At 62.8% G+C, this 25,202-nt stretch carries 26 protein-coding genes and 1 tRNA gene; 4 read left to right on the forward strand and 23 right to left on the reverse strand.

Features of this window, described 5'->3' with window-relative positions; genetic code table 11:
* Positions 1–130 precede the first annotated feature (130 nt).
* Complete coding sequence (locus IPI56_07890) at positions 131–532, reverse strand: hypothetical protein (protein MBK7545645.1); 402 nt, start codon at positions 530–532, stop codon at positions 131–133.
* A gap of 109 nt (positions 533–641) precedes the next feature.
* Positions 642–1,007, reverse strand: coding sequence for a hypothetical protein (locus tag IPI56_07895; GenBank protein MBK7545646.1), 366 nt, complete (start codon positions 1,005–1,007; stop codon positions 642–644).
* A 148-nt stretch (positions 1,008–1,155) separates the two neighbouring features.
* Here IPI56_07895 and IPI56_07900 point away from each other — a divergent pair, with 148 nt between their 5' ends.
* Together IPI56_07900 and IPI56_07905 are read left to right on the forward strand one after the other, a co-directional pair.
* The gene (locus IPI56_07900; GenBank protein MBK7545647.1) at positions 1,156–2,160 is read left to right on the forward strand and encodes a diacylglycerol kinase family lipid kinase; all 1,005 of its coding nucleotides are present in this window, start codon (positions 1,156–1,158) and stop codon (positions 2,158–2,160) included.
* 17 nt (positions 2,161–2,177) lie between these two features.
* Positions 2,178–4,163: a chloride channel protein gene (locus tag IPI56_07905; protein ID MBK7545648.1), complete on the forward strand. Its 1,986-nt coding sequence runs from the start codon at positions 2,178–2,180 to the stop codon at positions 4,161–4,163.
* A gap of 1,148 nt (positions 4,164–5,311) precedes the next feature.
* Here the strand turns inward: IPI56_07905 and IPI56_07910 are convergent.
* The 18 genes from IPI56_07910 to IPI56_07995 all read right to left on the reverse strand — a co-directional run bounded on the left by IPI56_07910 (position 5,312) and on the right by IPI56_07995 (position 21,471).
* Complete coding sequence (locus IPI56_07910) at positions 5,312–6,136, reverse strand: thermonuclease family protein (protein MBK7545649.1); 825 nt, start codon at positions 6,134–6,136, stop codon at positions 5,312–5,314.
* Between the two features lie 16 nt (positions 6,137–6,152).
* Positions 6,153–6,497 (reverse strand): hypothetical protein, encoded by a 345-nt coding sequence (locus IPI56_07915; protein MBK7545650.1) that lies wholly within the window; start codon positions 6,495–6,497, stop codon positions 6,153–6,155.
* Between the two features lie 32 nt (positions 6,498–6,529).
* Complete coding sequence (locus IPI56_07920) at positions 6,530–7,564, reverse strand: DUF2726 domain-containing protein (protein ID MBK7545651.1); 1,035 nt, start codon at positions 7,562–7,564, stop codon at positions 6,530–6,532.
* Complete coding sequence (locus IPI56_07925; GenBank protein MBK7545652.1) at positions 7,561–8,634, reverse strand: hypothetical protein; 1,074 nt, start codon at positions 8,632–8,634, stop codon at positions 7,561–7,563. The genes IPI56_07920 and IPI56_07925 overlap by 4 nt, the downstream gene beginning before the upstream one ends.
* A gap of 27 nt (positions 8,635–8,661) precedes the next feature.
* The gene (locus IPI56_07930; protein MBK7545653.1) at positions 8,662–9,288 is read right to left on the reverse strand and encodes a hypothetical protein; all 627 of its coding nucleotides are present in this window, start codon (positions 9,286–9,288) and stop codon (positions 8,662–8,664) included.
* Between the two features lie 14 nt (positions 9,289–9,302).
* Positions 9,303–9,554 carry a metal-sensing transcriptional repressor gene (locus tag IPI56_07935; GenBank protein MBK7545654.1) on the reverse strand — a complete coding sequence of 84 codons (252 nt, stop codon included), beginning with the start codon at positions 9,552–9,554 and terminating at the stop codon, positions 9,303–9,305.
* A gap of 16 nt (positions 9,555–9,570) precedes the next feature.
* On the reverse strand, positions 9,571–10,170 hold the full coding sequence (locus tag IPI56_07940) for a hypothetical protein (protein ID MBK7545655.1): 600 nt from the start codon (positions 10,168–10,170) through the stop codon (positions 9,571–9,573).
* 32 nt (positions 10,171–10,202) lie between these two features.
* Entirely contained in the window at positions 10,203–11,054 is an 852-nt protein-coding gene (locus tag IPI56_07945; GenBank protein ID MBK7545656.1) for a chemotaxis protein, read from the reverse strand.
* 33 nt (positions 11,055–11,087) lie between these two features.
* Positions 11,088–11,537 (reverse strand): PH domain-containing protein, encoded by a 450-nt coding sequence (locus IPI56_07950; protein ID MBK7545657.1) that lies wholly within the window; start codon positions 11,535–11,537, stop codon positions 11,088–11,090.
* Positions 11,538–12,180: 643 nt separating this feature from the next.
* Positions 12,181–12,654 (reverse strand): peroxiredoxin, encoded by a 474-nt coding sequence (locus IPI56_07955; GenBank protein MBK7545658.1) that lies wholly within the window; start codon positions 12,652–12,654, stop codon positions 12,181–12,183.
* 32 nt (positions 12,655–12,686) lie between these two features.
* The gene (locus IPI56_07960) at positions 12,687–12,986 is read right to left on the reverse strand and encodes a hypothetical protein (GenBank protein ID MBK7545659.1); all 300 of its coding nucleotides are present in this window, start codon (positions 12,984–12,986) and stop codon (positions 12,687–12,689) included.
* A 171-nt stretch (positions 12,987–13,157) separates the two neighbouring features.
* The gene (locus tag IPI56_07965; GenBank protein MBK7545660.1) at positions 13,158–13,964 is read right to left on the reverse strand and encodes a hypothetical protein; all 807 of its coding nucleotides are present in this window, start codon (positions 13,962–13,964) and stop codon (positions 13,158–13,160) included.
* Positions 13,965–14,205: 241 nt separating this feature from the next.
* Positions 14,206–14,505, reverse strand: a complete 300-nt coding sequence (locus IPI56_07970; protein MBK7545661.1) for a hypothetical protein — start codon at positions 14,503–14,505, stop codon at positions 14,206–14,208.
* Positions 14,502–17,573, reverse strand: coding sequence for an efflux RND transporter permease subunit (locus IPI56_07975; GenBank protein ID MBK7545662.1), 3,072 nt, complete (start codon positions 17,571–17,573; stop codon positions 14,502–14,504). Before IPI56_07975 ends, IPI56_07970 begins: the two co-directional genes overlap by 4 nt.
* Positions 17,570–18,460 (reverse strand): efflux RND transporter periplasmic adaptor subunit, encoded by an 891-nt coding sequence (locus IPI56_07980; GenBank protein MBK7545663.1) that lies wholly within the window; start codon positions 18,458–18,460, stop codon positions 17,570–17,572. Before IPI56_07980 ends, IPI56_07975 begins: the two co-directional genes overlap by 4 nt.
* Positions 18,457–19,788 (reverse strand): TolC family protein, encoded by a 1,332-nt coding sequence (locus IPI56_07985; GenBank protein ID MBK7545664.1) that lies wholly within the window; start codon positions 19,786–19,788, stop codon positions 18,457–18,459. Before IPI56_07985 ends, IPI56_07980 begins: the two co-directional genes overlap by 4 nt.
* On the reverse strand, positions 19,778–20,530 hold the full coding sequence (locus tag IPI56_07990; GenBank protein ID MBK7545665.1) for a TetR/AcrR family transcriptional regulator: 753 nt from the start codon (positions 20,528–20,530) through the stop codon (positions 19,778–19,780). Before IPI56_07990 ends, IPI56_07985 begins: the two co-directional genes overlap by 11 nt.
* A gap of 704 nt (positions 20,531–21,234) precedes the next feature.
* Positions 21,235–21,471, reverse strand: a complete 237-nt coding sequence (locus IPI56_07995) for a hypothetical protein (GenBank protein MBK7545666.1) — start codon at positions 21,469–21,471, stop codon at positions 21,235–21,237.
* A gap of 1,259 nt (positions 21,472–22,730) precedes the next feature.
* Here IPI56_07995 and IPI56_08000 point away from each other — a divergent pair.
* A complete protein-coding gene (locus IPI56_08000) occupies positions 22,731–22,925 on the forward strand; it encodes a hypothetical protein (protein ID MBK7545667.1) in 195 nt (64 codons plus the stop codon).
* A gap of 8 nt (positions 22,926–22,933) precedes the next feature.
* Here IPI56_08000 and IPI56_08005 read toward each other — a convergent pair whose 3' ends face one another.
* A complete protein-coding gene (locus IPI56_08005; protein ID MBK7545668.1) occupies positions 22,934–23,140 on the reverse strand; it encodes a helix-turn-helix transcriptional regulator in 207 nt (68 codons plus the stop codon).
* A 93-nt stretch (positions 23,141–23,233) separates the two neighbouring features.
* Between IPI56_08005 and IPI56_08010 the strand changes: the two genes are divergently transcribed.
* On the forward strand, positions 23,234–24,781 hold the full coding sequence (locus IPI56_08010) for a recombinase family protein (GenBank protein ID MBK7545669.1): 1,548 nt from the start codon (positions 23,234–23,236) through the stop codon (positions 24,779–24,781).
* Here IPI56_08010 and IPI56_08015 read toward each other — a convergent pair.
* Both IPI56_08015 and IPI56_08020 read right to left on the reverse strand, forming a co-directional pair.
* Positions 24,754–24,828, reverse strand: a tRNA-Gln gene (locus tag IPI56_08015). The two genes, IPI56_08010 and IPI56_08015, sit on opposite strands and share 28 nt — an antisense overlap.
* A gap of 72 nt (positions 24,829–24,900) precedes the next feature.
* Positions 24,901–25,185 (reverse strand): septation protein SpoVG family protein, encoded by a 285-nt coding sequence (locus tag IPI56_08020; protein ID MBK7545670.1) that lies wholly within the window; start codon positions 25,183–25,185, stop codon positions 24,901–24,903.
* Positions 25,186–25,202 lie beyond the last annotated feature (17 nt).

Below are 25,202 nucleotides of genomic sequence, written 5' to 3' on the forward strand. Positions count from 1 at the left end.
CGGGGGATGGCGTGGCGTCATAGGCGGCCGGTGTTTACCGGGCCGCTCATAGTCTAGCCCCCCTCCCGCTTAGATCACCTTAAGGTTTTGTAACAAAGTTGTAACAAAAAAAGGCGGGGCAGTACCCCCGTTACGTCGTCGGAGCGCCCGGGGTGGGGATGGGGGACACCGGCGCTATGGGCGCGGCGGGGGCGGCGTCTTCCACGAGGGACACATTCACCACGAAATACTGGGTGTCGCCAAAGGCTCGTACGGGGATCCCCCGGTGCTGATGGTATGTCACCGCCACCCGCCGGCCCATGGATTCCTCGATGCGAACCGCGGTGGCGGCATCGCGGACCGTGAATTCAAAAATTTCGGGCATGGCGCCCGGTAAATTGACCATGGCCAATTGGCCTTCCCAGGTTTTGAAAATCCATCCCCGTTTCGAAAACTTTTGCACGTAACCCGCCCGCTCGCCCTTGGAATATACATACGTCAAGGACCCCCATGTCCACAGGGCCAAACCAAAACCCGCGAACAATACGCCCAGGACCGTCCATTTGACGACAAACCGTTTGGCGCGGGCCAACAACGGCGGCCCCGATGGAATCGGAGGCACCGGGGGGGGTGCAACCGGGGGGGGGGTCTCGGACATGGTATTACCCTTTCCGCGTTTTAATGCGGTCGGCCAGCCGATCGATGTGAAGGCTGAGATTGACCAACCCGTCCGCCAGCGCGGACCGGTATTTGTGAAGGGACTTTTCCGCCTTGGCCCGGCCTCCCGTGACGGCCTTCTTCACCGTGGATTCAAGGCGGGCGTTGGCCGGTGCGTGGCGGGTTTTTTCCAGCGCGTCGGCCAGTTCCCGGCCGGCCTCGCGCAATCCGGCCACCGCGTCCTCCACGGCTTTGCGGATCGCGGGGCTGTCTTTGTATTCCTTGAGGGCCGCCAAGAAAGTTTTGGCCAGGGCGGCGGATTCCTTCAAAACATCAGGGGGGGGCGGGGACTTGGTCGTGGGTTTCGGCATGGCGTCTCCTTCGCGGTTGATAAATCATTATATACTTTATCCCCCGCGCGGTGCGGGGCGGGGTCCCCGTGGGCCCGCGGCGGACCGCCCGATCCCCGCCGCACGAACCGAGCGGCTTTCCACAAAACAGTCCGAGGACTCATTGTTCATGAAATACACGTTCATCTTGAATTCGGCGGCGGGGACGGGCCGCGATCCCGCGGTCTTTGAAACCGCTGTGAGGAGCGCGTTCAACGGCGGCGGCCGGCCGCACCGCTTTCAGCGAACGGAAGGCCGCGGCCACGGGTGGGAACTGGCCCGGCGGGCCGTGGCCGATGGGTTCGACGCGGTCGTCGCCATCGGCGGCGACGGGACGATCAACGAGGTCGCTCGGGCCCTCGTCGGCACGCCCGCGGCGCTGGGCATCCTGCCCAAGGGATCGGGCAACGGATTGGCGCGCGAATTCAATATCCCCCTCGATCCCACCGCCGCCGCGCGCGCGCTGCCGGCGTACCGGCCCCTCGCTATCGACGTCGGACGCGTCAACGGCGAACTCTTTTTCAATGTCGCGGGGTTCGGCCTCGACGCCCGAATCGCCCGGGCGTTTGAAAACAGCGAGTCGGGCGGTCGCCGGGGTCGATGGCCCTACATCAAGCTGGGCGTGCGTGAGTTTCTTCGATACCGGCCGTCCCCTTTGACTTTGCATCACGACGGGGGCCAGACCCGGGTCACGCCCCTGCTGGTCGCCTTGGCCAATGGCAAACAATACGGCAGCGGCGCCCGCATCGCCCCCGACGCCGTGGTCAACGACGGTTTGTTGGACGTCGTGGTGGTGGAAAACGCCCCGTGGCACCGACTCCTCGTGGCCGTGCCCCGGATTTTCGCGGGCACCTTTCGCCGCGCGTCGTATCTGCGAACGATTCGAACGCAACGCCTCCGGGTCGATTTCGGCGAAGAACGTCCCTACCACCTGGACGGGGAAGTCCGCTCGGGGCGGTCGTTGGTCGTCGATCTTCTCCCCCGGGCGCTGAACGTCTTGGTGCCTCCCGAGTTCGCCGCCGCCCCCCCGCGAGCCTCCCGTCCGGGGGCCTCGACCTCACACCCAAATTCAACGGGAGGGTGGGAGAACGGGGGACGTCCCGCGCGGCCGGGCGAAGGCCGCGACGCGGTTTAGTAAAAGTAACCCGCCCCATGCGCCCCTCTCCGCTCCCCCTCGCCGGCGTCGCGCGGCACACCCTGCGGTGGATCCTGTTGATCACCCCGACGGCCGCGGCCATCGGCACGGCCTGCGCGTTTTTCCTTTGGGCCCTCGACCGAACCACCGGATTGCGTTGGCGGTATCCCGCGCTGTTGTGGGCCTTGCCCGTGATCGGCGTGGCGATCCACGGACTTTACAGCCGATGGGGCCAAAAGGCCGAGGGCGGAAACGATCTGGTGATCGAACAGATCCACAGCCCAGGCGCCGGGGTGCCCCGCCGCATGGCGCCGTTGATCTTGGCGGGCACGTTGCTCACCCATTTGGGCGGCGGGTCCTCGGGACGGGAGGGAACAGCCCTTCAAATGGGGGGCGGCATCAGCGCGTTTTTCGCCCGCGTTTTTGACCTCTCCGCGGCGGACCGGCGGACCCTGTTGATGGCCGGGGTGGCGGCGGGGTTCGGCGGGGTTTTCGGGACCCCCGTCGCTGGCGCGGTGTTCGCACTTGAAGTGGCGGTCCTTGGTCACCTGGATTACGAACCCCTCGTCCCCTGCCTTTGGGCGGCGGTGGTCGGCCATTGGGTTTGCCTGTCCTGGGGAACCCACCACACCAATTACCACCAACAGATCGCCGTGGCCCCGGTTCTCGCGCCCGCGCTCACGGCCAAGGTGCTGGCCGCGGCGGTGGCGTTCGGGCTCGCGAGCGCTCTCTTCGTTTTCGTGTCTCACCGGGCGCGCGCCGCCTTCCGTCGATGGATTCCCCGCCCTTGGCTCCGTCCCGTGGCCGGGGGCGTCCTTTTGATCGCCTTGACGGCGCTTTTGGGGACCCGGGATTACTTGGGGCTGGGGGTGGACGCGCCGCCGGGCGCCCCCGACACCGTGACCCTTTTATCGGCGTTCCGGGACGAGGGCGCCACCCCGTGGAGTTGGTTGTGGAAGACCCTCTTCACCGCGACGACCCTCGGCGCGGGCTTTAAAGGCGGTGAAGTGACGCCGCTGTTTTTTGTCGGGGCCACCCTGGGGAACGTCGTGGCCCACCTCCTGGCCGCGCCCGTGGATCTGTTCGCGGGTCTCGGGTTCGTGGCCGTCTTCGCGGCGGCCGCCAACACGCCGTTGGCGGGGGTGGTGCTGGGTTTGGAATTGTTCGGGAAGGAAAACGCCGTCTACTTCGCCCTCGCGGTTTTCGTGGCCTACGCTTTCAGCGGTCCCACCGGGGTGTACGCCGGGCAACGGCGGAGCACGCCGAAACCGTCGGGCGATAAAAACCTTGATAGACGAAGTTGTTCCAAAATTCGCCTGTTCTTTCCCAACTATATCACATCACTATTGGGACAGCGTGAAGGTGTCGGGGGAGAAGTGCGTCCGCTCGGCGCGAGCGCCGCGCCTTTGATCCCTCGCCCCCTTGGGGGAGAGGGTGGCCGAAGGTCGGGAGAGGGGGTCCCGCCCCGTCGGTGGCATCGTCGGTCACTTGGCGGTGACCGTTATAACCCGCCACCCGCAGAGAGAGAGACACCGCCGCGCTCTCTATTAAGAGACAGCAGAGAGCGGGGAGGCAGAGGCGGAAGGCTCGGGCCTTCGGGCCTCGCCCCGCGCCGGGGCTGTCGCGTCCGCGCCCGGCGTGATCGTCCCGGCGCTGTCGTCGCGCAGGCTGGATCGTCACCGTCGCCTGGGAAAAACCGGAAGCCGCCACGCGCGGGAGGAAAGAAGCTGGTCCCGCAGAGGGAGAGGGAAACCCCCGCGCCTGGCTGTCGCGGCGAAAGGCAGAGGCCGCCGCCGCGCTTGAAAAGAAGAAGCCCCGGCCCTTCGGGCCGGGAGGAAGAAGGCCGCTCGGCGGGCCGAAAGACGGCCCGCCTCGCTCGGTTGTCGCTGGCGGTTGGACGGCTGGACCGGGACGGCGGGGCCGTCGCTCCGGTTTGCGGAGCGCGAGACGGGCCGCGCGCGGGCCGCCACGAAAGACGCGCGGCGGCCCCACGCGCTCGTTGATCGCTGGCGGTTGGACGTTTGGCGGGACGGCTGACGTTGCGGGCTTCGGCTTGCGGAGGCGCGGCGGGCCGTCGCCAAAGACGGGCGTCGTCCCGTCGCGTTGGGATGGCTGGCCGCTGACGGCTGGACGTTTGGACGGGAAAGGCTGGGCGAGCGCTCCGGTTTGCGGAGGGAGAAGGCCGCGCGGCGGTCCGCCACGAAAAACGCGCGGCGGCCCACCGCGCTCGTTTGTCGCTGACGGTTGGACGCGGCGGGGACGGCGGACGCCGGGAGCTGCGGCCTTCGGGAAAGAAGCTCCCGGGGCCAGCCGCCACCAAAGACGGGCGGCGTCTGTCCCCGGCCCGCTCCGCGCCCGGCTTCGCACGGGCGCCCGCCCAAGTCAAAGGCAACGTCAAAGGCGGCCCCGGCCCCGCCTGACGGCGGGGCTCCCTGCCCGGCCCGGCGGTCCTGTCCTGTTTGGGGGGAGGGGGGCGCGCGCGGGGAATCGGAAAGGTAGCAGGCCCACCGTGCCGGTCAGGGAAACAGGCCCCAAAGGGGGCCTGTCCGGGGCAAAAGCATGTGACCCACGGGTCACACTATGCGCAAGGAAATACCCCAGGGGGGTATAAGGCCATATTTATTACCCTGTGCCCGGCTCCAGCCGGTGCCGCTGCTCGGCAAGGCGCAGGTGCGCCGCACAGGGAGCCAAGTCAAAATCCAAGTCAAAAGCCGCGGCCACTACACCCAAGTGGCCGCCCCGCTTACTGCCACCCCCGCGCCCTAGCGGGCGCGAGTTGTTACCTGCGCTACGCTTGGAGCTATTTGCGGCGGCCAAGACGCCCCCCCTCCCCCCCACGGCTTCGCGCCTTCTTGGGGGTTCTTGGTTCACCTAAGTTTCCTTTGCCTTCTTCTGTCTCCGCTTCGTTCCATCGGCCGTGGCCAGGGTTTGCGCCCAGAGGGCGCAAACCGGGGGCGGGGGTGCTGGCCGGCGAAAAATTAGCCCCCCCTCCCCCTTTTTCCGTCCAACCAACCCAGAGGGTTGGTGGCCGGTCCTCGCCTCACTTGGCCGCACGTGGGGAGCGCGGCAGGCTGCGGGTGGTAGTCCCATTCAAAGAGCAAAACCAAACCAGGGCGCTACGCGCCCCGGTGGGGCCTTCGGCCCCAAGTTTCTAAACGGCTCTCGCCAAGCTCCGGTCAAGAAGGTCTTGGCTCAAGTAGCGCCCGGAAGCGAAGACCTTCTCCCAACTGTCGTTCTCGTCGAAACTGTAATAGACATGCGCCACGTACCGCCCGTAGATGTCTATCTTGTTCGTCTGGATCACAACCGTTTTTGCCTTCCCCATCTGCGCCCGGACGTATTCAAAAGCTTCCTCCCCGCCCTCCTTCAAGGCCGGGGCATCCACGCCAGCCAGGCGGATGATCTGCTCTTTCCAGACCTGAAAGCCCAGGTCCACCCGGAAAACGATCGTGTCCCCGTCCACCACCCGGAGAACTTCCGCCCGGAAGGTGAAAAAAGGAGACGTTGGACGAGGGAGCTTCTTGGCCTTCTTAGAGCCGTCCTTCGGGGCCAAGTAGTCCTCGGCGTTGATCGCCTTCGCCAACTGCTCCCGCGTCCAGCCTTCCTTGATTGCTTTCTCCTCGTAGTAAACCCGTTCCTTGTCCGTCCCAAGCGTCAAAAGGTAGCGGTAATGGCTCCACGTCAAAGGCGTGTCGGGCGCTCCCTTCGGATACGCCCGGTAGAACTGGACGCATCGGACGAGCGTTGTTCGGTCCGTCTTCAAAGGTTTCGCCAGCCGTTCCATGACCGTCGTCGCATACCCCGCGTTCTCGGCCAGGTCTTCTACCTCGATCCGTCCGCCCATAGCCCAACACGTCTTCAAGAAAATGGCGTTGTTCGCCGCCTTCGCCTTGTCCCGGCCCTCGTCCACCAACCGCTGTAAGTCCTTCGCCAACTTCTCGAACTGCGGGACGCTCAACACCATGTCCTTGCTCATCGTCGCGCCTCCTTCGCTACTCATCCCACTTCTTTATTAGGCCCCACAACATCCAACCCCCGAGTACCGTGCCAACGGGAAACCCAATCAGCATAAGAGCGGCCAGCCCACCGCCCACCTTTCGCCCCCACTCCTTATGAGCGGACAACGCCTTGCCAAGCGGGAACATCAATGCGGTATTGGCGAGGAGGCATGACGCACCGATAAGAATTGGTGAAACGTCTTGGAAGTCTTTGAGCCGCATGAAAAACAGGAGGCATCCCGCTATGGCTACCATCATCCCACCTGAAAGCAAAGTAGCCCAACCCCACCCCCGATAGACCATTCCGACGATTTCATGGTGTTTCTTGTTTTGGAACATGGGTACCATCCCTTTTATACCCGGTAGGGGTATCACTCCGCGTCCTCATCCTTTTGGAACAAGGCCGACGCCCCTTCCTTCCGCTTCAACAGCCGCCAGCCGCCCGCGTCCTTTCGGAAGTAGCTCGTCAAAAGGTGCTTGTGGGAGCCGTCCCGAATCTCCAACGTCGTCCCGACCGGCAGGGCGTCGGGCAACTCGTCCGCCTTGAATTCCAGGTCCGCCGAGCGCCCGTCCCGCTTCATCCCGACTTGCTTCCCCAAAAGGCGGCGCTCCACGGCCCCGCCCTGGAATCCGAGGACCGCGACGTATTCCTTCTTGAGGTGGTTCCAGTTGGTCGGGTATTCGGGCTCCATCGGTTCGCCCTGGATCGTGGACAGGTAGGACTCAAACCGGCGGGCGGGGGACGACTTGCCCCAATCCGACACCAGGGACCGGGCGGGGCTGGATTCGTCCTCATTCACGGGCGGCAACGCCTGGGCCGCGCCCGGCCCGACCTCCCGCAAAGGAATGTCGGCGGCCTCTAGGAGCTTCCGTTTCAGCGCGTCTTTCTTCCGCTTCTCCGGGGTTTCGTGGCCGCCGCCCTGGTACTCAAAAGCCAGGCGCGGGAAGCCGTCCCGGTCGCAGACCAGGAAGTCCACGCGGGCCGTCAGGAAGTACCAACGGTCTTCCTTCCGCCCCAAGCACTCCTTTACCGCCGCTTCTCGGATGAAGGCCGCCAAGGGGATCTCCGGGTGGACGAAACCATACTCCCGCTTCAACCGTCGGTAAAACTCCGCGACCTTCGGCTTGCCGAGGATGGACATGGTCTTGCCGTTCCGGGGGTCTTGGAGCAAAACGTCCCGCAACTCCGGGAGCATCCGGGCGGCGGCGTCTAGCAAGTCCATCCCTTCCAGTTTCCGAAGGAGACTCCTCATGACCTCCCCGCCGATCCCCACACAGGCCGCCGCCTTCTCGGCCTTCCCTTCCCGAGCCAGTTCCACCAGGAAGGCGTATTCCAAATCGTTCAAGCCCTCATGGGTACCGTCTTCCACCGCCCGGCGCATGTCCTCGTCCGGCTCTCGGCTCATAGCTTGTAGTCCACCCCCACCAGGAACCGCCATTGTTTCCCGCTCCCGGCGTAGTCGTCTATCGGGCGGTGGTAGTTATAGCCGACCACCAGGCCGAATCGGGAAAAATCCGGGTTGATCCACTCATTCCTCGGGCTATACCGGAGGCCCACCGTCGCCTCCTCCACCTTGCTTTCGAGCGGGATGCCGAGAGCCAACGCCAGGGAGCGGTTCCAGGGGTTCAGGTATTTGGAGACATACAGGTGGCCGTAGATGTAGGGCTTGACCGTAGCCTTCTTGAACCAGTCTTCCTCACGGATAGCGCTTACTCCCACTCCCGCGCCGAACCAGGACAACCGCATATTGGAGAAATGGTAGGCGCTGCTTTGAAGCTCCCCCGTCTGCTGGAAGATCAGCCGATAGACGGCTTCCTTGGAGAGCATGAACTTGATAACCACTTTCTTAATCGTCGTCCCCGCGACCGGACCGGTCTTGGTTAAGTCCACGGCTATACACTCCCCTTCCAGGCCCTTCTGCCCCACGATGGACGGCTCCTTGCCGGTGTACAGCCGGATCACCTCCATAGCGTTGATTCCAGAGGCTTTCTCCTTCTCGTAGGCCAAGCCTTCCAGCCGCACTTGAAGCTGGCTGGCTTCCTTCAAGCACACTTCTTTGGAGTCCCCCATCGTCATGACGGGCAGATCGGGTTTGACGGGGGTCTTGGAGAGGATCGGGGCTCCCTCCTCCGTAAAGATCACCGCCCACACATACGCCTCATTCGGCAAGCGGTCCACCCGGCGGCCCTTGAATACCAGGGCCATCACCGGGTCTTTCCGACCCTTGCCGAAGGCTACAACCAGGTCCGGGATATGGTCGTTCCGGCGGGATGGGCCGAAGTAGCTCCTAAGTAGGGCTTCGCCCGTGTCGCCCTGGCCGTCTTGGCTGATGAAGTTGGAGAGTCTTTGGGGGAAATCCGCTTGCGTCGAGGGAACTCCGCCGCCGTGGATCAAAGGATGTTCATACATGCTTGCCGCTACCGCAGGGGAAACGAGAGAGAAGATGAAGCCGATACACGCTGTCCAACGACGCATCGAAACCTCCGGGATTCTGGACTCCCCCTAGGGTTGAGTCGCCTCTTGGGAAATATCTTTCATGAAAGTAGACGCCAATTGCTCCACAGGCCAACCCGGATGCTCCATAGCCCAGGCCAAGCACTTTGAGAAAAATCGGCCTTTCAGATCGTCCGCGTCCATCTTCCTGGCTAGAAGCGTGAATCTTTTTATAGGGTCAGAGTCGTCCTGGAAAGAGAATGGCATGGCGGTCCGCGTAAGCTCTCCCTCATACTTCACGATTTCGGAGCAAGCCAACCGTTCCAAGCGCGACCGGCCTTGAACGGTGAAAACCTCCGGGTTCGTCCGGCAAAGGGCATAGAGGAGGTCGTTGAGGTGATACACGATGTCTTGGCCGCGCAACCTCACTACCCGGTCAGCGCGTTTCTCTCCGAGGGTCAGGACATCCCGCCAGTCGTCCAGCCATGCGTCATGAAAATCCGCTCCGTCGCACTCATAGACGATCCGAACCCCGGCTGAAGTCGTCACCATGAAGTCCGCCCGGAACATGCCCCACCTGGTCGGCATTTCCACCTGGGCCTCCAACTTCACATCGTCGGAGATATGTTTGAGGATTTGCCGGAGGAAGTCTTCCTCTATCGGGCTCTCGGTTTTATATGAGGCGTAGTCTTTCATCCCGTCCCCGAGGTTTACAGCCGCTTCAACACCAAGCTCAAAACCTTCCGCGCGTCCTTGCTGGCCTTGCTCCCCAAGGAGTCCAGGTATCCCTCAAACAGGTCCGCCGTCACCTGATCCGTCGCCCCTTCCACGGCGGCGGCAAGCTCCAACATCTTTTCCCACTTCTCGCCCTGGTCAATCATCTTTTCCAGGGCTTCGACCTGGCCCCCGAGGCGGGCCAACCGACGTTTCAATTGCGCTTGGAGTTCCGTCAATTCGGCCATAAAAGGTCCCGTCCTTTCAGCACTTCAATTTCCCGCGAGCGGTTTTCACCAAATCATCGTAAGCCGCGACCACCGCATCCGCGCGGCCATTCAACAGCTTCACCGCCTCGGAATATTTCTGCGGCATATGGTCCGCCCAATCGGGAGGGACCGCCGCCCACTCTATATCCGTATTCAGAGGGAAAGTGTACGTCGCATAGGCATGGAGGAAATCCTCCACGGCCTTGTGCAGCGCCCCTCTCTTTCCGTTTATCTCCACGTCCAAAAAGAGGTGGTCGGGATTCTTCCATACACGATCGAAGTCATGGAGATCGTAGATTCTCGTCCTCAAGAACGACCCGCTTTCAAAGTCAAAGCTCCTGATGAAATCTATGCCGCCGCCCGTGGCCGGAAGCTTTTCCAGGAGTTTCATGAAGAGGGTCTTGTCCGCCGCTTTCTCGTCCGAGGTTTCCCTAAGACCGGCCCTGAACTCCTCCATCTTCTTATCGTATTCGTGCTTGACCGACTCCTGTATCCGGACTTCCGCCCACTTCTTGCCTAAAAAGATGGCGACAAGTTGCAGGGTGCCAGCCCCGCCTAACCCGGCCAGGAAGGCCGTCACGATTTGCGAATCCATGATCCGATACCCCCGCCCCGTATTTTAGAGATTCAGAAGTTTAACTTTTTCCACGCCTTCGCCAGACTCTTGGCGACCAGTCCCGTCACGCTTCCATCGGTCCAATAGTCGGTATGGGAAAGAGGGGTCCAGCCGGTGAAAACCCCGCCCACGCTGACAGCCCGGTCCCGCGTGACGGCCTTCCCATAGGCCGCGTTGACCGTCTTCAACGGATAGCCGATCACGTCGTCCTCATCGTAAAAATTGACCCACTCTCCGGAGAGCTTCCGCCAATGCCTTTTCAGTCCCGGAGCTGGTACCCGGACCGGTCTGCCGAAATCGGTATATCGGAGGCTCCATAGGGCGATAGGGCTCCCCAACGTGTAGAGGAAGGCCAACGTCTCGCCCTTCTCTAGTGGCGTCTTCTCCATCTCTTTCTTGACCGTTTTGGGGAGAATGTCTTTTCGGGGGGCCGTCTGTAGATCGTAAAGGTAGTTGGAGGCGACGACGGTTCCCAGGCTATGGGCGATCACACAAAGAGGAGCCTTCGGCCCAGCCTCCCGCGCCAAGGCGCGGAAGGTTTGGGCGACGACCCGGTGAATGGCCTCATAGACTTTCTTTTCTCGCGGCAACGGCTGATAGGCGATTGCATCCGCCGCGAAGTCCAGCATGAACCGACGCAGCCGCGTGAAATCCATAGGACCACCGCGCTTGACCCGCCGCCATAACTCATCCTCCCCGCCTTGAAGGACCGGCGACCAATAGACGGGCTTCATCACCAAGTCCGGCGCGTCGGCCCCTTCGGCGGTAAACTGCCGTCGCAAGTCCTTCATCAGGCCGTCGGCAAAATCCGGCTCCGTCCGCCCGATGCCATGAATGATGGCGACCGCTATTTTCTGGCCCATGCTATCGAGCCTCCAAGACCGGTATTACTCCGGTCAGGCGGGGTTCATCTGTTCGTGGACTTGCTTGCGGAACTCCATAGGCCCGTCGATCTTGTGGAAAGGCTGCTTGGAGCCGCCCGTACCGTTGACGATGATCGTCCCGTACCCAAGCATCCGTCCCAAGATGCTTTGCTGGACATGGACGCCTTCCACCTTCGGCAGAAGGATTTCCAGGGAGTTGCGACGAATCAGGCCGACCTTGACTAAGACCCTCTTGTTGGTCACGCCGAACTCCGCAGTCCATCTTTCAAGCCAGCAGATGATGGAAGTGATGATCGAGGTGAAAACCAAGAGGACGCCCCAAACGGCCCCGCCTCCGCCCTTTGAAAACCCGTACACCGCCAACACCAGGAGAACCGCGGGCCAAAAGAAAACAATCCAATGCCGTTTCGTCCGATGAATTACCTTCTCGTCACCAAGCAGGCTTTTGTCAATGAAGCTCACGATTTCCTCCCGTTTGAATGCTTTCTGAATCCTCATACTCTCCCGCAATACGTTAAAAACGGTCACGGCTGTTCCCTCGATCCGGCCACAGAATTCGGTTGCGAGCCCTCACCCAGGACGGCCCGGCGTGCCGGCCGGCCGTCGGCCGCCGAAAAACGGCGGCTTCATACTGCGGCTTCTCCTTCGGGTCCGCCTCCGGCGGCCGCCAGATGGAGAAGGGACCGTCTCTCGGATTGGGTCTTGCGCCCCATTGCGCCCCAGCGAAACGGGGCTCCATGACCTCGGGGCGCCAGGCACAATCAGCCGCGACCTTCAGAGGTGCCACGGCCAGGAGCTTGCCGTGGATCTCCATGTTGCGATACCCCGACCGGGTATCCCCGGATCGGAGGGGAGGCCGGTAGCCCGGCAACCTTGATTTGGCGCTTTCCGTCCTGTGTCTCTTCAGTTTAACGGCGGCCTTCGGGGGCACGTCAAGGGTTCCGGTCCGGCATAAAAGAAGCGGCCTCATCCCTTTCTGGCTTTTGCGAATCTCCTCTCATCGTCCGGCACGAATCGAAGATCATCCGCCGCTATTTCGTGCTCATATGATTCATTGAAATGCTCCCAGCTCTCATCACCGGGAGCCAAGATGGCCAGCGCCGCATCAGCTCGTCGGTTGACCGGTATTTTTTAGCGCTGATAGGGCGTCCCGGGTTTCCGGCCAATGACGGTTCACCGCAAAATCATGACGGAGAACCCGGCGAATAACGCCGACTTTATCAATAACATACGTGACCCGCGCCGTGAGCAGACCGAGCGGCCCTTTGGCGTCATACAGCTCGATCAGTTTTTTGTCGGGATCAGCGATGAGGGGAAACGGAAGTTTGTATTTAACACGGAATCTCACGTGGGAATCTGCGGTATTGTTGCTGATGCCGACGAGGATCGCGTCATATGCATCCAGCCCGCCATAGTTGTCCCGGAACAAACACGCTTGGCGGGTGCATCCCGGCGTGAAATTCCGCGGATAGAAATAGAGGACAACGTTCTTCTCGCCCTTGTACGCCGACAACTGGAAACGTTGGCCGTCGTCAAGAACCGCCGAGAAATCCGGCGCAACAACGCCTTCTTTGAGCATAAATTACCCCCAATCGCCGATCCAGGGCGGGATCACAGGATTTGCTCGCAGGGGACTGCGAAGAGGCGCAGCGGGACTTTCTCGCCCTGCGCGGTCAATCTCACGGACAGTTCCTTCATCGCGCCCGCGACTTTGCGTGCGTCGCTCTCGTCCACGGCTGAGATCACCATGCTGTTGTAGCCGGGCCAAGCGTGGCTGTCGAAGACCCTCCCCATCGAGCCCGCTCCGTAAACCTCCGCCGTCTCCGTGTAGCCAGGAAGCTTCAGCCCATCGAGGAGGCGAAATATCTCCTTGTTGAGCGTTGAGCGAAATACCAAGATCAGCATCTTCATCGGACTCCTCCATGATCCGGATCAAGAACTCTTTTGGCATGCGTCCAGGTTCGGGCCGCGCCGAAGTGGGCGATGAGCGGGCCGATGTTCGCGCCCGGATTTATTGGTTGAAAAAGCGGGGCTCCCATGTGGTTGTCAAAGACCGAGCGCAACTTTGGCAGTTCTGACTTCTCAACGACGCCAGGATAACCGCAAGAGACCGATCCAGGCGTTAGGAAGCTCGGCTTTGGGAACGCCAGAACGGTTGGCATCCTTGCTCTCGTAGAATCGTCTGCGGAAGTCCAAGCCGGCCGACAGGTCCGCCGATACGCCTCCTCCCAGCGGGCTTCGCACGCCGAGGCGGGGTCCCTGCCGGTCGAAGATGAGCCGGTCGGAGAGGTTCTCCCGGCCGGCCCGAAGCCACTGAGAGGGATTGCGCTCGAAACGCGCATAGGCCCATGCCGATGAGCCCAGGCGTCGGGCTCCCTCCGCGGAAATATTGGTCGGACCGAATGCGGAGAGCGCCAGCCGCCAGTTCTTCCCGGGTTGATAGGACAGCAGGATGAAGGGCAGGCCGACCGTCGCATGGAGGCCGGGAACGGGTTCTCGAACCACATAGGCGACGCCGGGGAACGGAATGTTGTTGAGAAACGAGCGGTTGTTCGAGTAGGCCAAGAACAGCAGCCAGGAGTTGCGCTCGCGGCTGGGAAACTCGCGGTAGGCCATCGCCTTCACCTCCGTCTCACGGATGGAGTTGAACGGCTCGTCGCTGGCGGAGCCAAGCCCCAGGCTGGCTCCCCATCGCCTGCGCTCGCCGATGCGGCGCGCGAAGGCTCCGCCGGCCTGCACGCTCCAGAGCTTGCTCGGAATGGTCAGCCCCGTGCCCGGGACCACCGGAGACGCGCTCAACTCGAGCTCGCCCGCGTGGGCCGACACAGACCAGGCATCGGAACCGCTCCGCTTGACGATAAAGCTTCCGTCGGCCTCATGCCGGAGCATGCGGGGTGCTCCCGCGCGGGCCGGAGTCAGCGACATGGAATAGCCGGCCCTGTCCTCTGATGAGGAGAAGAAGCCTCCCGCCCCAAACCCGCCGTCTTGAGCGTCCGCCGGAAGCGCGGAGAGGACGATGGCCAGCGCTCCAACCAAGGCCCCCTTCGTCACGGCGCCGGCCGGTTGATCCGCGCCATTACTTATCCGCCGCCATCGGTTCCTTTTGCGCGTCCAGGCTCACTCCTTGGATTTAAAGCAACTGCTCGCATGGGACCGAGAAGATGCGGATGGGCATGTGCTCTCCGTCCTTTTCGCGGGTCTGGGCGAAGTACGCCAGGGCGTCAACGACCCGGCGCGCGTCTTCCTCGCTCAGGGCCGAGAGCACCATGCCATTGAAGCCCGGCCAGGCGTGACTGTCGAAGACCGGTCCCATCGCGCCCGTGCCGTAGACTTGGGGGGCCTCCGTGTAGCCGGGCAGCTTGAGCGCGTCGAGGATGCGCAGCACCGCGTCCTCGAACGTGGAACGGAACACGAGCAGGAGCAGCTTCATGAATCGCCTCCCATGCGGGCCTTGACCCATTGCGTGGCGTCGTCGAAGAGCGAGTAGAAGACGGGCACGACGAGCAGGGTGATCAGAAGGCAAAGCGATTGCCCGCCCACGATGACGACGGCCATCGTCGCCCGGTTGGCCGCGCCAGGCCCGCCGCCGAAGGCCACCGGCAGCATGGCGGCCACGAGCACGATGGTGGTCATGAGGATGGGCCGCAGGCGCGTCTTGTTCGCCTCCAGGATGGCCTTGTCGCGCTCCATGCCGCGCTCGCGCAGCGTGTTCGTGTAGTCCACCTGGAGGATGGCGTTCTTTTTGACGATGCCGAAGAGCATGAATATGCCCATGATCGAGAAGATCGTGAGGTTCTGGCCCATGACGAGCAGGGAGATCAGGGCGAACGGGATGGAGAGCGGCAAGGTCATCATGATGGTCACCGGATGGACGAAGCTCTCGAACTGGGAAGCCAGCACCATGTACATGAAGATGAAAGAGAGCCCGAAGGCGACCAGGAAGCCCTTCATCATGCGCCCGAACTCCTTCGCCTTGCCGAGCAGCCCCGTCTTGTAGTCGGGCGGCAGGTTAAGTTCCTTGACCACCTCGTTGGCCTTGTCGATGGCGTAACCGATCGGCGCGCCCTGCAGGTTGGCGGTGATGGTGACCGAGCGCTGGCGGTTGACGCGGTCGATCTGCGACGGGCCGCGCGCCTCCACGAGGGTCGCCACGCTGTCCAGGCGGACCAAGCCGACCTTGGAGGACGGCACGTACAGTCCCGAGATCACGTCCGGCCGGTCGCGGTAATTCTTGTCCACGCGCAGGCGCACTTGATAGAGATCGTCGCCCTCCTTGTACTTGGTGATGTCCTCCTCGCCGCCGACCATCGTGCGCAGGCTGTTGGCGATGTCCTCGATTTTGACGCCGAGGTCCTGGGCGCGGTCGCGGTCGATGCGGACCCTGAGCTCAGGCTTGGCGTAGGTGAGCGAAGTGTCCACGTCCACGATGCCCGGGGCCTTCTTGAGGCGTTCGACGATGGCGGCCGAGTAGTCCCTCAAGCGGTCGAGGTCCGGGCCGGAGATCACGTAGTTGAAGTCCGATGACTTGAAGCCTCCTCCCGAGATGGCGGCGATGGGCGTGACCCCGATCCGCAGCCCCTCATATTTGGCCAGCGCCTTGCGCGCCAGGGCCATAACCACGAACTGGTTGGCCTTCCTCTTGCCGAGGGGCGCCAAGCGGACATAGACCAGTCCGTCGTTGACGCTCGCCCCCTCGCCTTCGCCGATCGAGGCGAGCAGGCTCTCGACGTCCGGCAGCCGGTTGACCTCCGCCTCGATCTGCTTGAGAATGAGGTCCATGGCCTTGATCGAGGTCCCTTCGGGCGACTTGATCGTGATCTGGAACTCGCCGGCGTCGTCCGGCGGGATGAAATCCTTGCCTACGAAGCGGATGATGACGCCGGTGGACAGGATCGTGAGGATCGTGGCGGCGACCATCAGCCGGCGGCGGCGCATCGACCACTCGACCATCCGGCCGTAGCGCTCCTTGAGATAGTCGTTGAGGCGATCGACCCACAGTTGCAGCTTGTTTTTGGGACCGTGCTGGATTTTAAGGAACCGCGAACAGAGCATCGGCGTCAAGGTGAAGGCCACGAAGAGGCTCACCATGATGGCGAAGGCCACTGTGAAGCCGTATTCCTTGAGGAAGCGCCCCACGATGCCGGGCATGTAGGCCAACGGCAGGAAGATGATGACGAGCGACAAAGTCGTGGCCATGACGGCCGTGCCGATCTCCCGGGTCGCCTCGCCGGCGGCGCGCATGGCGGGAGCGCCATCCTCCTCCATGTGCCGGAAGATGTTCTCGAGCACCACGATGGCGTCGTCGATGACGACGCCGACCGCGAGGGCCAGGCCCAGCAGGGTCATGTTGTTGAGCGTGAACCCGGCCGTGTCCATCAGGATGTAGGTCGCGATGAGGCTCGTCGGGATGGCCACGGCCGCGATCAAGGTGCTGCGAAAGCTCCCCATGAACAGAAGGACGACGACGCTCGCGAGGATCGCCCCCAAGACCAAGTGCTCCTGGACCGTGTGCACGGAGCCCAGGATGAACTCGGACTGGTCGCGCACGACCTTGGCGGAGACGCCCGGAGGGAGGGCCGCCTTGAGGTCCGCGAGGTCTTCCTTGACCCGCTGGATCACCTCGACCGTATTCATGCCCGACTGCTTTTGCACGATCAAAGAGACCGCGCTCGTGCCGTCGAGACGGGCCAGCGAGCGGGGCTCCTCCTCGGCGTCCTCCACGCGGCCGATGTCGCGCACGCGCACGGGCACGCCGTTCACGTTGGCGATGACGACCCTCTCGAACTCTTTCGGGGACTCGATGCGCCCCATCGTGCGCAGCACGAGTTCGCGCCGGCTCTGCTCCACGCGGCCGCCCGGGACCTCGATGTTCTGCTGCTGGAGCGCCTCCTTGACCTGCTTGATCGAGAGCTTGAAGGCGGCGAGCTTCATCGGGTTGACCACGGCGTGGACCTCCCGCTCGCGGCCGCCGACCATGCTGATCTTGCCCACGCCCTTGATCGTCTCGAGCGGCTCCTTGATCCTCTTCTTGGCGATTTCGGTGATCTCCCGCAGGGGCAGAGCGCCGCTGACGGCGATCGACATCACGGGCGCGGCGCCGGGGTCGAATTTCTGGATCACCGGGGGATCGGTGCCCTGCGGGAGATCGGCCAGCACCCGTCCGACCGCGTCGCGGACCTCCTGGGCGCCGACGTCCGCGTCCTTCTCCAACACGAAGGTGACGATCACCTGGCTCAGGCCTTCAAAGCTCGTCGAGCGCAGCTCGTCGATGCCGGAGATCGTGTTGACCGCCTCCTCGATCTGCTTGGTGAGCGAGGTTTCGATCTCCTCGGGGCTCGCGCCCCGCAACGTCGTGGAGACCGTCACGATGGGCAGGTCGATATTCGGAAACAGGTCGACGCCGAGCCGGCCGTAGGAGAAAAGGCCGAGCACGACCAGCGCCGAGATCATCATGGTCGCGAAGATGGGACGGCTGATGCTGACGTCGGCGAGCTTCATTTCTTCTCTCCCGGCTCCGGGGCGAGCACCTGGACGGCGCTTCCGTCCTTGAGCCCGAAAAGGCCGAAGGTGACGACCTCTTCGCCCGCCGAGAGGCCCTCCTTGATCTCGACGTGCGTCTCGGTCTTGAGTCCTTCGACGACCGCGCGCTTGACGGCCTTGCCGTCCTTGATCACGAAGATCGACGGGCCGCCGCCGTCGGTGACGGCCTCGACGGGCACCGCCAGCGCGCCCGCCTTGGCGGTCACGACGATGGAGAGGTTGGCGAACATGCCCGAGCGCAGCAGGCCCGAGGAGTTGTCGAGCAGGACCTCCATGTAGGCGCTGCGCGTGGCGGGGTCCACGACGGGGCTGACCCGGGAAACCCGGCCTTGGAAGGTTCGTTCGGGGAAGGCCTCGACGCGCACGCGCACGTCCTGGCCGGATCGAACGCGCCCGGCATAGCGCTCCGGGACGTCCGCCTTGGCGATGACGGCGCTGACGTCGGCGATGAGGGCGACCGGGGTATTGAGAGTCACGTCCGCGCCCCGGTCGAGGTAGACTCGGCCGACGACGCCGTTGAGAGTGGAGGGGACCGGGGCCGGCTCGAAGCGCACGCCCACCTCGTCACGCTCCACGAGCGCCACCGGCTGGCCGCGGCGAACCCTGTCGCCTTCCTTGACGAGGTTCGCTTTGAGCTTGCCGGGCACGCGCGAGAACACCGTCGCCTCGTCCTTGGCCTTGAGCGAGCCCACGAGGATCAGGGCGTCCTCAAGCGTGCGCTTGGCCGCCGCCTCAACGCGGACCGGAAAGGTCTCGAGCGTCGGCGCGGCCTCCTCTTTCTTACCGCAGCCGGCCGCAACCGTCATCGCCAGCAGGATCACCCCTAATTCGCGTCGTGTGGTCATGGCTTCATCTCCTCGATCTTCGTGCCCGCGGCGCGTTCAAGCGCCGCCAAAGCAACTTGATAGTCGTGCAGCGCCTGCGCGTACAACATGCGCACCCGGTTGAGCGCCAAAGTGGCGTCGTTGAGCTCGAGCTGGCTGGCGTGGCCGGCCTTGTAGCGGATTTCCGTGGCCTCCAGAGCCCTGCGCGCCTGTCCGATGGCCGACTCTTGGGATTCCGCGCGTTCGCTCGCCTCCATGACCGCCAGCCAATTCCGTTTCACCGCGACCCGTACCGAGCGTTCCAGTTCGTTTGCCAGCGTCTGCGCCCTCTCGTATTCCAGCCTGGCTTGGCGTACTCGCTCGAGGGTCTCTCCGCCGGTAAAAAAGGGATAGCGAAGCTTAAGCCCTCCGGCGGCGCTCGTCGCCCGCTCGTTCGGCCCCGGGCTCAGGTCTTCCGATTCCGCGAACCACTGGTAATTGGCGAAAATGGAGAGTTGGGGGTGGAGGTCGCCGGCGGCCGCCCGGATCAGGCTCATGGAGGCCTCGGCGCTTCTTTGGGCGGCGTGGAACTCCGGGTTGCGCTCGAGGGCGAGGCGCGAGAGCCCGGCGTAGCTCGGCACCTTGCGGTCCGCCGGATCGAGCCTCCCTGTCAGCAGCACGGGGCGGTCCACGTCGATGCCCATGGCGTCCTTCAGCAGGGTCAAACCCAGGTCCAGAAGGTTGCGCGCCTGGATCACGGCGGGTTTGGCGTTGGCGACCTCAACCTCCTGCCGCAGGAGCGTCAGGTCGCTGTCCAACCCTTGTTTGAACCTCTCCTTGATGGTTCTCAGGTGCTCTTCGGCGGAAGCGAGGTTGTCCTCCTGAATGGTGACCGTGGCGCTGGCCAGGAGAACCGAATAGAACAGGCTTTTGACCGCGAGGGTGATCTCGTCTTTTGCCCCGCGGAGGTTGTCCTTCCCGGCTTCGACGCCGAGGCGGGTCGCCCGGAGGCCTTTCCCCAGCTTACCCCCGGAGTAAACCGTCTGCTCCAGTTCCACGCCCGCGCGGTAGCTGTTGGCGGAGCCGGTCTCGGTCCTATTGCCCGAGAAAAAGACAGAGGGTCTCTCGAAATTCCGGGTGTAGTTCCCTGTCAGGCTCACGTCCGGGACGGCCAAGCCAAAAACGGCCCGGTGTCGGCTCTCCAACATGCGGAGGTTCAACTCGGCCAAAGAGACGTCCAGGTTTTGCCGGAGAGCCATCTCGACCGCGTCATCCAGTGACAACGTCAAAGTTCCCGTGGAAGGCTCCGCGCCCCATGCCGGGAAGAGAGGGAGAAAAACGAGGAGCGGGACGAGCAGGCTATTTTTCATGGGCCTTGGCCTCTTTTCTTCCCAGACCATTCAGAAAGAGATCCATCAGGTCCGTCGCGCATGAAGCGAGCGGCTTGGCGGATTGCCCCATGAGTTTTCGAAGCATGAACATGCGCACCAGCGATATCAGGAAAAACGCGCCCAGGGAAGGATCGGGGGACATCAGGCTTCCCTGTTTTATGCAGGCCTTGATGCGTTCCGAGAGAAAAAGCAGGTGTTTGGCGAACCTTCTCCGGAGCTCCTTCCCGGCCCGGGCTCCGCATAAGCTCGGTTTTTCCAGGGAGAAATGCACGATGAAGTCCTTGTTTTCGTCCACGAAGGCAAGCTCTTCTTGCGCGGTCTTTCGGAGCATGTCGAGCGCCGAACCCTGGGGCGGAATTCCTTGCAGGCGCGCCTCCAGGCGCTCGACGAGGTCGCCCAGGACCGCGGCGAAGAGGTCCTCTTTGTCGCGAAAGTAAAGATAGAGCGCGCCCTTGGAGATGCCGGCGGAGCGGGAGATGTCGTCCAACCGGACGTCCTGGTACCCTCTTCGGATCAAAATGCTCCGCGCGGCATCCAAAATCTGGCGTTTTCTGACTTCGTGTTTTTCGGTTCTATGGCGGCTTTTCATGATCGCTCCATAAATGACTGAACAGTCAGTCATGTTATAGGCGATCTTTTTGGGCCTGTCAATGGCACGCGGCATGACACGCTGCGCGGTATTGCCGGACGGAGCGTTTTTGCCTCGATTTCTACCGGCCACAGAAGGTAGTCCTCTTGGGTGCGCTTCCGAGGAGCGGATATCCCTGCTTCATTCGTCCTTAGAACGTTTCAAGGTTCGTTCCATACCTCCTCCCCCCATTTTTGGCGGAAAACCGGCTGTCTTGGTCGCCGGGAACTCTTCGGCAGACCAAGCCCGCCTTGAAAGGTTGTCCAACGGCGGTCGGCCTGGCTTCCGCGAGGTAAGCCCAAGCCTCCCAACGACGGATACGATTTAGGAAGATCCACCCCGCCATTCAACCCCGCGCGCGCCCCCCTCCCCCCAAACAGGACAGGACCGCCGGGCCGGGCAGGGAGCCCCGCCGTCAGGCGGGGCCGGGGCCGCCTTTGACGTTGCCTTTGACTTGGGCGGGCGCCCGTGCGAAGCCGGGCGCGGAGCGGGCCGGGGACAGACGCCGCCCGTCTTTGGTGGCGGCTGGCCCCGGGAGCTTCTTTCCCGAAGGCCGCAGCTCCCGGCGTCCGCCGTCCCCGCCGCGTCCAACCGTCAGCGACAAACGAGCGCGGTGGGCCGCCGCGCGTTTTTCGTGGCGGACCGCCGCGCGGCCTTCTCCTCCGCAAACCGGAGCGCTCGCCCAGCCTTTCCCGTCCAAACGTCCAGCCGTCAGCGGCCAGCCATCCCAACGCGACGGGACGACGCCCGTCTTTGGCGACGGCCCGCCGCGCCTCCGCAAGCCGAAGCCCGCAACGTCAGCCGTCCCGCCAAACGTCCAACCGCCAGCGATCAACGAGCGCGTGGGGCCGCCGCGCGTCTTTCGTGGCGGCCCCGCGCGCGGCCGTCTCGCGCTCCGCAAACCGGAGCGACGGCCCCGCCGTCCCGGTCCAGCCGTCCAACCGCCAGCGACAACCGAGCGAGGCGGGCCGTCTTTCGGCCCGCCGAGCGGCCTTCTTCCTCCCGGCCCGAAGGGCCGGGGCTCTTCTTTTCAAGCGCGGCGGCGGCCTCTGCCTTTCGCCGCGACAGCCAGGCGCGGGGGTTTCCCTCTCCCTCTGCGGGACCAGCTTCTTTCCTCCCGCGCGTGGCGGCTTCCGGTTTTTCCCAGGCGACGGTGACGATCCAGCCTGCGCGACGACAGCGCCGGGACGATCACGCCGGGCGCGGACGCGACAGCCCCCGGCGCGGGGCGAGGGCCGAAGGCCCGAGCCTTCCGCCTCTGCCTCCCCGCTCTCTGCTGTCTCTTAATAGAGAGAGCGCGGCGGTGTCTCTCTCTCTGCGGGTGGCGGGTTATAACGGTCACCGCCAAGTGACCGACGATGCCACCGACGGGGCGGGACCCCCTCTCCCGACCTTCGGCCACCCTCTCCCCCAAGGGGGCGAGGGATCAAAGGCGCGGCGCTCGCGCCGAGCGGACGCACTTCTCCCCCGACACCTTCACGCTGTCCCAATAGTGATGTGATATAGTTGGGAAAGAACAGGCGAATTTTGGAACAACTTCGTCTATCAAGCCATTAAAGGTTGATACAAACTGTCCATTGAGGCCCGGCCGCGAACAGCGGCCGGGCTTCTTTGCTGTCCGGGCGGGCGGGAAAAGATTCGATTCGGAATTGCGGGCGGGCGAATCTAAGGCGGGGGCCGCGTGCGACGCGGCCGTGGTAGGCCGCTGATTTGAAAGTCTTTTTCCGTCGGGCGGGCGGGCGAAGTCGGGGGCGGCGGCGTCCGAAGGACGCCCATAAAAGAACTCAACCGAAGTCGTCTTTTTCGAGTAGTTGATCCCGGCAAGGCGTTGGCGAATGGCCAGAATCCTTTCCATCCCGGTCCTGCGCGCGCCCTCTCCCCGCCCCCTCTCCCTAAAGGGAAAGGGGAATCCGTACCGGCATGTGAATGGCGGGCTCGGTTGGCCCAAACTCGGCCCGTTCGCTCTTACGGCTCACCGCGTCGGCCCACGTCGCCGCCGCACCTCGCAAGGTAGAAACCCGACATACTCCTTGACCCTATGTAGTGCAGAATGTCATACTTTCCAACAGATGGTCCGGACGAGCAGCAACCCAAGGGTGCGGGCGGTCCAGGTTCGTTTGACGCCCGAAGAAATGAAGACCCTACAGGCTCTCGCCAAGAAAGATCAGCGCAGCATTTCAAATTACATCCGCTGGCTGATCGAAAAAGAGGCGAAGAAGTCGTAGGCGAATTTTTTTGGCCTAAAATATGGTGCATCATGCACTATGTAATGAATCCGCAAAAAGGGGGGCGTATGTCTCTCAAGGACGAGCAGTTGGCGGTGGGGCGGGAAGGTCTCGTATGGAGCAACGGGGTTGAAATCTCGGTCATCATTCGAGACGTGCGCTTGAAGCCCCACGCGGTGGACTACCTCATCGAACCGACGGCAGGGAAGGGGAAAGCCTGGATTGACGGCGATCACGTGCGGATCGTCGGATGGTCCGAGTAAGCCGCGCTCTACTTCGGCGGGGTCCGCCCCACGAGTGCGTCAATGCTCACGCCCAAGGCGTCGGCCAGCTTGATCATGGAATGAATCGTCGGCTCCTTGGCCCTCCCCTGCTCTAGCTTGGTGATCGTCGCGTATGAAAGACTCGCGGCCTCGGCAAGTTTCTGTTGCGACCATCCCTTTTTCGTCCGGAACGCTTTGATGTTTTTTCCGAGCATGACGCCGCCCTTTACTACTGCTTATTATACTACTACAATAGTAAGTAGTATTTGAGTCGCTACCATTCACATCTTAGTCAACGGAGGCGTCCCATGCAAACTGAATCCGCCGACAAAAATAAATCCACCCTCTGCGCCATCTACACCCGCGTTTCAACGGACATGCAGGCCGAGGTCGAGTTCAACTCCTGCGAAGCCCAGGAGGAGCGCATCCGCTCTTTCATCGCCAGCCAGGAGGGGTTCAAGATTTTCAAGGTGTACACCGACGCGGGTTTCACCGGGGCGAACACCCACCGCCCCGCCATGCAGGACATGCTCCGGGACATCAGCGCCGGGAACATTGACATGGTCTTGACCTACAAGATTGACCGGCTGACCCGGTCACCGCGCGACTTCTATCAATTGATCGAACTTTTTGAGAAGCACGGGGCGGGGTTCATTTCCGTGACGGAGCGCTTCGACACGTCCACCCCCGCCGGGCGGCTCCTCCGCAACATCATGCTGACCTTCGCCCAATTCGAGCGCGAACTGGCCTCCGAGAGGGTCAAGGACAAGGTGATCCAACGAGTGCGGCGGGGGATGTACTTCGGCGGCACACCGCCCTTCGGCTACAAAGTCGAGGAGGGTAAATTGGTACTGGACGCGCCTCGGGACGAGGCCGTGAGGATGATCTACAACACCTACGCGGAAACGCGCTCCATCCGCCGCATCCACGACCGCGTCAAAGCGCAGGGCTTGACCACCCCCAAGGGGAACCTCCCCACGGAAGCCATGATCTGGCACGTCCTCCAAAATCAGACCTACACCGGAAAGGTCGTCCACAAGAACAAGGCGCACCCCGGCCTCCACCCCGCCATCATCACCGATGACATTTTCAGCCACGTCCAAACCCTCATGAAGGAGACCCCCCGCCACCGCGCCGACCACGTGCCCGCCCTGCCATTCACGGGGTTCATTCGTTGTCAGGAATGCGGCTCCGTCATGACCTCCACCTACACGGACAAGGACAATAAGAGCGGACACCGCCGCTATCATTACTACCGTTGCGCGAACCTCACCCACAAGGGATGGGACACCTGCTCCACCCGCCAGATCAACGCGGAGCGGTTCCACGATATGCTCTACAAGAACCTCCTCCGCATCTCTATGGATGAGGACTACCTCAAAAATCTCGTTTTTGTACACAACAGCCAAACCCGGACCCCCCAAGGGCCTGGACTCGAACCAGGGCTATTGGAGGGGGGTCTGACCCCCGAAAAGGCGGCTGAAACCTTAAAGGAATTTCTTAACATTTGCGCGCGCAGGACCGGGATGGAAAGGATTCTGGCCATTCGCCAACGCCTTGCCGGGATCAACTACTCGAAAAAGACGACTTCGGTTGAGTTCTTTTATGGGCGTCCTTCGGACGCCGCCGCCCCCGACTTCGCCCGCCCGCCCGACGGAAAAAGACTTTCAAATCAGCGGCCTACCACGGCCGCGTCGCACGCGGCCCCCGCCTTAGATTCGCCCGCCCGCAATTCCGAATCGAATCTTTTCCCGCCCGCCCGGACAGCAAAGAAGCCCGGCCGCTGTTCGCGGCCGGGCCTCAATGGACAGTTTGTATCAACCTTTAATGGCTGGGGCGCTAGGATTCGAACCTAGGAATGACGGCTCCAAAGGCCGTTGCCTTACCACTTGGCGACGCCCCAAAAATCCAATCAAAGTCACGGGGAACGACGGAGCGGGATTTTAGCAAATCCCGGGGGGTTGGGTTTAACGAGTTAGGAGGCGGGGGAGGAGCCGTTGGCCGAACGCTTTACTTCCTCCTCGTAGGCGGCGAAAATCCGTTGCTCGAGGTAAGACCGGAAATCGGCGTTGATGGGATGAGCGACGTCCTTAAACGTCCCATCGGGCAATTTCCGGGAGGGCATGCAGAGCATGACCCCCTTCTCCCCATCCACGATTTTCATGTTGCGGACGGCGAAACATTTGTCGAACGTGACCGTGACGAAAGCCTTGAGCTTGTCTTCTTTGCGCAACGTGACGCGGATCTCGCTGATTTCCATAAACTCTCCCCTCGGCG

The organism is Elusimicrobiota bacterium, from assembly GCA_016706425.1.
Taxonomy (GTDB): domain Bacteria; phylum Elusimicrobiota; class Elusimicrobia; order FEN-1173; family FEN-1173; genus JADJJR01.

Coding starts and splice junctions, on each gene's coding strand:
- IPI56_07895 (MBK7545646.1), bottom strand. CDS start 1,007: ATGCCGAAACCCACGACCAAGTCCCCGCCCCCCCCTGATGTTTTGAAG.
- IPI56_07900 (MBK7545647.1), top strand. CDS start 1,156: ATGAAATACACGTTCATCTTGAATTCGGCGGCGGGGACGGGCCGCGAT.
- IPI56_07905 (MBK7545648.1), top strand. CDS start 2,178: ATGCGCCCCTCTCCGCTCCCCCTCGCCGGCGTCGCGCGGCACACCCTG.
- IPI56_07910 (MBK7545649.1), bottom strand. CDS start 6,136: ATGAGCAAGGACATGGTGTTGAGCGTCCCGCAGTTCGAGAAGTTGGCG.
- IPI56_07915 (MBK7545650.1), bottom strand. CDS start 6,497: ATGTTCCAAAACAAGAAACACCATGAAATCGTCGGAATGGTCTATCGG.
- IPI56_07920 (MBK7545651.1), bottom strand. CDS start 7,564: ATGAGCCGAGAGCCGGACGAGGACATGCGCCGGGCGGTGGAAGACGGT.
- IPI56_07925 (MBK7545652.1), bottom strand. CDS start 8,634: ATGCGTCGTTGGACAGCGTGTATCGGCTTCATCTTCTCTCTCGTTTCC.
- IPI56_07930 (MBK7545653.1), bottom strand. CDS start 9,288: ATGAAAGACTACGCCTCATATAAAACCGAGAGCCCGATAGAGGAAGAC.
- IPI56_07935 (MBK7545654.1), bottom strand. CDS start 9,554: ATGGCCGAATTGACGGAACTCCAAGCGCAATTGAAACGTCGGTTGGCC.
- IPI56_07940 (MBK7545655.1), bottom strand. CDS start 10,170: ATGGATTCGCAAATCGTGACGGCCTTCCTGGCCGGGTTAGGCGGGGCT.
- IPI56_07945 (MBK7545656.1), bottom strand. CDS start 11,054: ATGGGCCAGAAAATAGCGGTCGCCATCATTCATGGCATCGGGCGGACG.
- IPI56_07955 (MBK7545658.1), bottom strand. CDS start 12,654: ATGCTCAAAGAAGGCGTTGTTGCGCCGGATTTCTCGGCGGTTCTTGAC.
- IPI56_07960 (MBK7545659.1), bottom strand. CDS start 12,986: ATGAAGATGCTGATCTTGGTATTTCGCTCAACGCTCAACAAGGAGATA.
- IPI56_07965 (MBK7545660.1), bottom strand. CDS start 13,964: ATGCTCCGGCATGAGGCCGACGGAAGCTTTATCGTCAAGCGGAGCGGT.
- IPI56_07970 (MBK7545661.1), bottom strand. CDS start 14,505: ATGAAGCTGCTCCTGCTCGTGTTCCGTTCCACGTTCGAGGACGCGGTG.
- IPI56_07975 (MBK7545662.1), bottom strand. CDS start 17,573: ATGAAGCTCGCCGACGTCAGCATCAGCCGTCCCATCTTCGCGACCATG.
- IPI56_07980 (MBK7545663.1), bottom strand. CDS start 18,460: ATGACCACACGACGCGAATTAGGGGTGATCCTGCTGGCGATGACGGTT.
- IPI56_07985 (MBK7545664.1), bottom strand. CDS start 19,788: ATGAAAAATAGCCTGCTCGTCCCGCTCCTCGTTTTTCTCCCTCTCTTC.
- IPI56_08000 (MBK7545667.1), top strand. CDS start 22,731: ATGTCTCTCAAGGACGAGCAGTTGGCGGTGGGGCGGGAAGGTCTCGTA.
- IPI56_08005 (MBK7545668.1), bottom strand. CDS start 23,140: ATGCTCGGAAAAAACATCAAAGCGTTCCGGACGAAAAAGGGATGGTCG.
- IPI56_08010 (MBK7545669.1), top strand. CDS start 23,234: ATGCAAACTGAATCCGCCGACAAAAATAAATCCACCCTCTGCGCCATC.
- IPI56_08020 (MBK7545670.1), bottom strand. CDS start 25,185: ATGGAAATCAGCGAGATCCGCGTCACGTTGCGCAAAGAAGACAAGCTC.